This is a genomic window from Streptomyces sparsus (assembly GCF_054776295.1).
Genome location: NZ_BAAHCA010001457.1, coordinates 1 through 822, shown reverse-complemented (window position 1 = coordinate 822; position 822 = coordinate 1). Strand labels below are relative to the sequence as shown.

The 822-nt window shown below is 76.5% G+C and carries 1 protein-coding gene; it reads left to right on the top strand.

The genetic code is table 11. The features are described from left to right. On the top strand, nucleotides 1–822 hold an 822-nt coding region (locus ACYVE9_RS29020), incomplete at both ends, for an AfsR/SARP family transcriptional regulator (RefSeq protein WP_461030857.1).

Here is an 822-nt window from a genome sequence, read left to right as displayed (position 1 = left end):
CGGGCAGCCACCCGCCGTCACGGCGCCACGACTGGCCCGGGCGCTGGCACGGTGGCGCGGACCCGCCTACGCCGACTTCGCCGACGAGCCCTGGACACGTGCCGAACGCTCCCGGCTCACCGAGCTGCGGCTGCACGCCGTGGAGCGCCGCGCGGAGGCCCAACTCACGCTGGGTCTCGCAGCCGAGGCGGTACCGACGCTCGACGCGCACGTCAGCGAGCACCCCTGGCGGGAGGACGCCTGGCACCTGCTGGCCCTCGCGCTCTACCGGACCGGCCGCCAGGCCGACGCGCTCACCGTCCTACGCCGGGCGCGCGCCCTGCTCAGCGAACAGCTGGGAGTCGACCCCGGCCCGCGGCTGCGCCGCCTCGAGGCGGACATCCTCCACCAGGACCGCCACCTCGACGCGGCGCCCACCGCCGAACACGTCTGGGCCCGGGCAGCCGCCGCCTACGACCGCGCCGTGCCGCCGACCGCCCGCGCCCGCCTGGAGTCGACGGTCGGCCTGCTGCGCAACCTCGCCGTGACCGGTGGCAGCGGACTGGAGGCGGTCCGGCACCACCGTGTGGCGGCGGTGACCGCGGCCGAACAACTCGGTGATCCCGAACTCACCGCCCGGGTCATCGGCAGGTACGACGTCCCGGCCATCTGGACCCGGTCGGACGATCCCGAACAGGCCGCGCAGCTCGTCGCCGCGGCCGAGCGCACGCTCAGCACCCTCACCCCCGGCCGGAACGACGCCGCCCGGGCCCGGCTGCTGACCACGATCGCCCTGGAGTCACGCGGCTCCCCGTCCACCGGCTCCCCGTCGGCCGGTCACTC